Below are 7,246 nucleotides of genomic sequence, written 5' to 3'. Positions count from 1 at the left end.
GTTATTAATATATCAGATACGGGTATTGGTATTTCGTCGGAATTAGTGGATAAAATATTTGAACCATTTTTTACGGTAAATAAAGATCGTTCTCGTCAATCTGGTGGATCGGGTTTAGGGCTTGCTTTAACTAAGGATTTAATTGAAAAGCAAAATGGTACGATTCATGTTGAATCGTTAGAAGGTAGCGGATCAAATTTTATCATTACATTTCCGTTAGCGAAGTAAAAGTTTACAAATTGGAAACATGATTTGTTAAAAATAGAAACATTCTAAACGTATCATAAAATTTGTACGAATGTAGGAAGGTGATGTGATGTTTAAAAAGAACATGATTAAAGTATTTTTTTTAGTTATTACAATACTATTAATATCTGGATGTCAAAGTCAAAATGAAGATATAGTAATTGAAAAAAAACATAAAAAAATTACCGTATTAACAGGGAATGAAGAGGTTGTAACAAACGAGTTAGCTCTTGAGAAGATAGATCGTTATGAGGGTATTCGTGGGACGGATTGGTTGGATGATCATACAATTTTAACTGAACAAAAAAATACGAAATTACCAAAATCAGTAATGACAAATAATGGTGATTATACTTATCACATTAATTTATTCTCATATGATCTGAACACTAACAAATCAAAAGTATTAGCAAGTGAGGAGCATGATCAAGTAGGTGCCGTTATTTCACCTGATAAAAAGCATATTTTCTATAAGCAAACAGAGGATGGAAATTCTGGTACAGGTTTTATTATAAATTCTGACGGAACTGGGAAGGTTAAAGTGTCAGAGCCTGATACCATTTATGCATTTGCGACAGAAGGACGATGGATCGACAATCAGACAATCATTTATTCAACAATATTTCAGCAAATGTATTCAGCTGATCTAAATGGACAAGTAAAAAAGATTGATGCTAATTCTGATAACGTTAATTTAATAAGAAAAAAATACAACGAGCAAAAAGTTGAATGGGTTATTCCATCTCCAGATCAAAAGCAATTCGCTATTGTTAGAAAAATTGCAGCAACGAAAAGAGAGTTATTTATTACCGATGAAAATGGAAGGAAAACCGTATCTTTAGCTACTGGAACTCAAATTTTCGGTGCAGGTTGGTCGCCAAACTCCAAAACATTAGCTTTTTCCGTAATTTCGGAAGATAAGGGAGAAAGAGGATTATTCGCGATCGATGTCAAATCTAGAAAGATAACACAATTATCGACTGATTTAGACGAGATTGCTGGGCCAATTACTTGGAGTCCATCCGGTAAAAAAATATTGGTTTCTAAAGTGATGTTAAAAGATAATCTAAATGAATTTGTGGCATATGTATTAACGCTGAAAAATTAAGAAACGAAATAGTTTCTTCTATAGAAAGTGAGAGAAAAGCTCACTTTCTCTTTTTTCACTTTAAGTAAGTATAAATTGGAAGCGATGAGTCGTACTAAGGCGTGGTAACAAATTTTAGGAATAAAGTATAAGTGCAACTACGCCTCTGTCTTCGCTTAGGCTCGTTTAGTAGACGACTTTTCTTTATCAATATTTTGAGCGATTTTATGTAAAATCTTTGTCTAAATGTAGTAGGGGAGGTTCAGGCATCCGTACTAAAAAGAAATACAATTTTTATTTATCTAATAATCGAAAATATATTTCTAGCAAAGATATAAAAAGGAGAAATAAAAACATATGAGGAGTCGGAAGGATAAAAATACTGAAAAAAGAAATAGTAAAAAAATATTTATTTGGATTATGATATTAGTTCTATTTGGCTGTATATCAGGATTTAGTTATTTTGTATATAAGAAAGTTTATGAAGAAAGCAATTTAGTAAAAAACGAGACGACTAAAAATAAAGTAGTAGATAAACCAAAATCGATTAAAAAGCCAGCTATAAAGCCACCAGTTCAAAAGCCAGAAAATAACAATACGGCAAAACCAGAAAACATAGAAACGACTATAAAAATTAGTGCAGCTGGCGATTTTACACTTGGATCAGATGAGGATTTTCAGTATATTAATTCTTTTCCAGCAGAAGCAAATAAAAATGGATTAGAATATTTTACAAAAGGGCTAAATAATATCTTTAAACAAGATGATTTATCTACTGTTAATTTAGAAACGACGTTAACGAATGCAAAAATAAGAGCAACTAAAACATTTCGTTTTAAAGGTAATCCTTCTTATGCCAAAATATTAACTTTAAGTGGTATTGAAGCGGTCAATTTAGCTAACAACCATAGTCATGATTATTTGCAAAAAGGTTTTGAAGATACGATTACCAATTTGAAAAAAGAAAAAATAGGTTATTTTGGCTATAGCAACCAATATGTAACAACCATTAAAGGCGTTAAAGTTGCTGCATTAGGTTATGAAGGCTGGAATGATTCACCTGAATTAAGGATTAAAATTAATAATGATATACAAAATTTAAGAAAAAGTGGTGTGAAAATTATTCTAATCCATTTCCATTGGGGAATCGAGAGAGACTATGTACCAAATAGTACTCAAAAGAATTTAGCGCATTATGCTATTGACCATGGAGCGGATTTAATAGTTGGCCATCACCCACATGTTGTTCAAGGAATAGAAGAGTATAAAGGGAAATTTATCGTATATAGTTTAGGGAATTTTATGTTCGGCGGAAATAAAAATCCAAAAGATAAAGATACATTTGTTTTCCAACAAACTTTTCATTTAAATAATGGAATACTCACTAATCAAAAAGAAATAAAAGTTGTACCATTTTCAATTTCTTCAGTATCTAGCCGAAACAATTACCAACCATTATTTTTAAAAGGCTCTGAAGAACAAAGAGTTAAGAAAAAAATAATCGATGTTTCAAACAAGATTCATGGATCTAGTTGGACTCAATATGAAAAATAAGAGAGAGCAATCCATTAAAGGGTTGCTTTTTTTAATAAAGGATGGACTTTTATACCAAAAGTTATAGGTAAAAGTCCTTATTTAAACTGATAATGCTATTTTTTGGAAGGAATTTCTTCTTTTATAACGAATCAAAAGAATAACCTAATAGTAAGTTGATTGCCAAATAAAATTTAGGAGGAATAAGAAATGAATCTACAGATTATTGAATTCCTTAGTATTATTTTCGTATCCTTGATTTTATCTGTGTGGGTAGAAGTTAAAATGCAAAATAAAACACACAATGTATTAGCTACAATGTCGATTGCATTTAATATTAACCTATTCATCTTAGGCATTGCGAGTATTTGGTGGATCCTTTATGCTAGTGATAATGCAAGCCTGATTTCGGGTGTTCAGTTATTATTATCAGCCTTTTTAGGAATTTTTTTAATTAATATCGGAGTATTCTTCTTTGTTAGAAATAGGATAGTTTCGTAATTTTATTATGATGGATCAGGTTGTTAAGTTTAGATAGACTTTAATTTAAATCTAGCATTACTCTATTTTAAATGAGTAATGCTTTTTATTTTTGCAGTTGTTTTAATAAGTAGATAATGAGGAGAAATCATGGAATTATACATTAGAAATATGACAGAGTCTTACGCTACGGAAATTCTTAATTGGAGTTATCCTCCCCCTTACGATTTTTATAATAATGAATTAAGTCAAGAAGGACTAGATGAACTAGTAAATAATCAGTATTTAGCAGTTATTGATCAAGATGAAAACTTAATTGGCTTTTATTGTATTGGTCAATCAGCTCAAGTACCAAAAGGGAATGAGTTTGATGTTTATGAAAAAAGGATGGTTGATATCGGATTAGGAGTTAGACCAGATTCAACGGGAAAAGGATTTGGGAGTGAATTTTTCAAGTTATTTTTGAAAGAATTCATGAAACGACGAATCCCTCCACACTAAGATTAACTGTTGCTAAGTTTAATAAAAGAGCAATTCGACTTTATGAAAATTTTGGATTTAAAATGGAAAATGAATTTTGTACTGAGCGTGCTGAATTTATAACGATGGTAAGAGGAAACTAAATATCCCCCAGACTTTATTAAAATTGTCTAGGGGATAACTTATTAATTCATAAAGATAGGGTTTAACTATTTCTAATAATTTAATAACTTAAAGAAAAAATAAATATGTGAAATTAGATTGACATGAAACCAAACGGTTGTCTATAATTTCAAATATAACCAAAAGGTTTTATATTAACTAGAAAGAAGGATTGAAATGGGCGTACAAAACCAAGTTGAGGATATTAAACAAACTCTAATATACAATGCACCTATTCAAAAAGTCTGGGAGGTCGTCTCCACATCGGAAGGTATATCTGCATGGTTCATGCCAAATGATTTTAAACCAGTCGTAGGTCACGAGTTTCATTTACAGGGTCCATTCGGTCCATCACCTTGTAAAGTTTTAGAAATTGACGAACCAAATCGAGTATCGTTTACTTGGGATGTTGATGGGTGGGTAGTATCATTTAATTTAAAAGATTTAGGGGATCAAACTGAATTTACGTTAATCCATAGTGGATGGAAAACTGCTGATGAAATTCTTCCAAAACCAAACCAAAAAAGTGGTATAGTACGCGACAATATGAATGGTGGTTGGGCTGGTATTGTACAGAAGCTTAAAAAGGTTGTTGAAAACTAGTGTCCAGTTCTGCACAAAAATATGACGTATTTCAAGCGATCGCCGATCCTACTAGAAGAGAAGTACTTAAATTATTAGCTAATAATGAATTGCCGATTTCAGAGATATCAAGTAATTTTCCAATGAGTCGAACAGCAATTGCAAAACATCTCCATATCCTTTCAGAAGCTGAATTAATTAGTGGAAGAAAAGTTGGCAGAGAAAGAAGATACAAACTTCAACCAGAAGCATTTTTAGAGATTAAACAATGGTTATCATATTACGAGCAATTTTGGGCAAATAAATTATCCATCTTACAACATCTAGTTGAAAATAAAGAAGATCAAAGTATAAAACTAGTTAAATCAAATAAAGACAGTAACGAAGAGTAATTCCAAAACGAATCTAAAATAGGTTCGTTTTTTTTGCATAGACATTTTTAGTTATACCTATATAATAAACTAATGTGGCAAAAAAATATTATGAATGAATAGTCATACTTGAGGAGTTAAGCAATGCATAAAAGTATATATATTTTAGCTATTGCAACATTTGTCGCAGGAACCGTTGAGTTTATTATTACTGGTTTACTGTCAATGATTGCAGGGGATTTACATGTTTCAGTTGGTGCGGTTGGCCAACTAGTATCAATTTTTTCAGTAGTATTTGCTTTTGGAGCTCCTATTTTTATAGCGATCACTTCAAAAATAGAACGTAAAAAATTACTATTAATCGCATTGGCAGTATTTTTCTTTGGAAATATTCTTTCCATCATTAGTCCGAATTTCGCTGTATTGTTAATTGCACGTATTATACTTGCAGCAAGTTGCTCGGTTGTAATTGTTGTTTCAATAACGACTGCAACAAACATCGTTTCGCCTGAAATTAGAGGTAGAGCAATTGGCGTTATTTTTATGGGAATCAGTTCATCTCTAGTTTTTGGTGTCCCTTTAGGTACAGTGATCGGTGAAAACTTCGGTTGGAGAATGACATTTGTTTTAGTCGGTTTATTAAGCTTATTGGCTATGTTAGGGATTTATAAATTCTTACCGAAAGTTAAAGGTCAGCCTACAATCCCATTGATTAAGCAAGTAGCAACACTAAAAAATAAACGTATTTTATCAATTCAACTAATTTCTTTTTTACAATTAACAGGACATTTTACAATTTATACTTACTTTACACCATACTTAATGAAAACGATGGGATTATCTACTAATATGATCAGTATTGTTTTACTAGTATTTGGTATGGCAGGGATCTTAGGTGGATGGTTAGGTGGTTGGTCTACTGATAAATTTGGTGGAAGTAAAACATTAGTGTTTAATTTAGGGTTATTAGCTATTTCTATTTTAACTTTAACTTTTGCTCCTAGTTCAATTATTAGTTTATTTATTATAGTTGTTCTTTGGGGAACTGTATCTTGGTCAATTAGTCCAGCCGTTCAAGATAGCCTAGCGAGGGTAGCAAAAGATTCGGCCGATATTCAAGTTGGTTTAAATAACTCTTTTTCTCATACAGGAATTGCTTTAGGGTCAAGTTTAGGTGGGATCCTAATTACTCAATATACAGTAACAATGAACGCATTAGTAGGAGGAATTATTGTTATTTTTGCTTTACTCTCTGCGATTTATTCTTTTGCTTTAACAAATAAAGTGAAAGAGACTAAATTAATATAAAAAAATGGAAACGATGCGTTTTTTATTGCATCGTTTTTATAATTTATTTTTCAGAATTGGTTATTCTAATAATGAAGTTTTACAACATAAAACTAATACAATTAGAAGGTGATTTTAATGGAAAATAAACCAGCACATTATGATGGTAGTGGAATTAATGATGAAGTATTTGAACAAAACTCTCAACAAGAGGATATTCAAGTAACAGAAGAAATGAGAAATAATTTAAGCGGTAATCCTTATATTTTTGAGTAATATTAGAAAGCGATACCTTGAGTATCGCTTCAGACTGCCCGCCAAACGCGCGCTTTCTTCGTTGCTTCGCCTGTTGAGCGGTGCTCATTACCGGTAAGGGTAACTCCACTCCTCACCAGGGTTCGCGCCTCGAAAGACAAGCGCTTGCAATCAGTCTGAAAATCAAGTTTTTAGTACTTTGTCTACACACTAAAAAGCGGTACATTGAGTATCGTTTTTTTATTTGCATTTTTTGATTTTGTCTATGTTATTTAAAACTTTAATCAAATATGATTAATAGAAGAAGGAGGTAAACAACTGTTAATTTAAATTTATAAAAGTTTTTAAAAATATCACAATTTGTTCTAAATGCAAATCACTCATTGTGTTTATATAGAATACATGAGGTGAGTAATTTGAAAGTTGATTCGATCGGTGGAACTGAACAAACTCTTAATAATATGAATAAAACATTGATACTTGCAAAAAGAGTAAGATTAAGACCAACTAAAGAACAAGAAACACAATTATGGAAATCAGTGAGAACTGCGAGATGGGCTTATAACTGGGCATTGGCTAAGCAAGAAGAAAGTTATAAAAACAGTGGGAAGTTTATTTCTGATGGCCTGTTAAGAAAAGAATTGACTGGTTTAAAACAAATTGAAGAATTTTCTTGGTTGTATGAAGTATCGAATAATATTACAAAACAAGCGATAAAAGATCTTTGTCATGCGTATGAAAAGTTCTTTAAAGGGTTAGCAGA

At 31.3% G+C, this 7,246-nt stretch carries 10 protein-coding genes; all 10 read left to right on the top strand.

Going from position 1 to position 7,246, the window contains the following annotated elements; genetic code table 11:
• The coding region (locus CN514_RS20100) for an ATP-binding protein (protein ID WP_141529441.1) at positions 1-228 on the top strand (228 nt) is incomplete at its 5' end.
• 88 nt (positions 229-316) lie between these two features.
• Positions 317-1,354, top strand: coding sequence for a hypothetical protein (locus CN514_RS20095; RefSeq protein ID WP_098234109.1), 1,038 nt, complete (start codon positions 317-319; stop codon positions 1,352-1,354).
• Positions 1,355-1,690: 336 nt separating this feature from the next.
• Entirely contained in the window at positions 1,691-2,887 is a 1,197-nt protein-coding gene (locus CN514_RS20090) for a CapA family protein (protein WP_098234108.1), read from the top strand.
• Between the two features lie 189 nt (positions 2,888-3,076).
• Entirely contained in the window at positions 3,077-3,367 is a 291-nt protein-coding gene (locus tag CN514_RS20085) for a hypothetical protein (protein WP_098234107.1), read from the top strand.
• A gap of 129 nt (positions 3,368-3,496) precedes the next feature.
• Positions 3,497-3,847 (top strand): GNAT family N-acetyltransferase, encoded by a 351-nt coding sequence (locus CN514_RS20080; protein ID WP_286141775.1) that lies wholly within the window; start codon positions 3,497-3,499, stop codon positions 3,845-3,847.
• A 318-nt stretch (positions 3,848-4,165) separates the two neighbouring features.
• Entirely contained in the window at positions 4,166-4,591 is a 426-nt protein-coding gene (locus tag CN514_RS20075) for an SRPBCC family protein (protein WP_069033304.1), read from the top strand.
• Positions 4,591-4,962: an ArsR/SmtB family transcription factor gene (locus CN514_RS20070; RefSeq protein WP_098234106.1), complete on the top strand. Its 372-nt coding sequence runs from the start codon at positions 4,591-4,593 to the stop codon at positions 4,960-4,962. Before CN514_RS20075 ends, CN514_RS20070 begins: the two co-directional genes overlap by 1 nt.
• 123 nt (positions 4,963-5,085) lie before the next feature.
• Positions 5,086-6,249, top strand: coding sequence for an MFS transporter (locus tag CN514_RS20065; protein WP_098234105.1), 1,164 nt, complete (start codon positions 5,086-5,088; stop codon positions 6,247-6,249).
• Positions 6,250-6,366: 117 nt separating this feature from the next.
• Positions 6,367-6,504 carry a hypothetical protein gene (locus CN514_RS25875; RefSeq protein WP_176525994.1) on the top strand — a complete coding sequence of 46 codons (138 nt, stop codon included), beginning with the start codon at positions 6,367-6,369 and terminating at the stop codon, positions 6,502-6,504.
• 452 nt (positions 6,505-6,956) lie between these two features.
• A partial coding sequence (locus CN514_RS20060; protein ID WP_141529442.1) for a helix-turn-helix domain-containing protein occupies positions 6,957-7,246 on the top strand: 290 nt, incomplete at its 3' end.

Origin of the sequence: Bacillus sp. AFS001701, from assembly GCF_002559405.1 — a bacterium.
In the GTDB taxonomy this organism is placed as follows: Bacteria; Bacillota; Bacilli; order Bacillales; family Bacillaceae_G; genus Gottfriedia.
The sequence above is the reverse complement of the archived record's forward strand: the minus strand, read 5'-3'. Positions and strand labels throughout refer to the sequence as shown.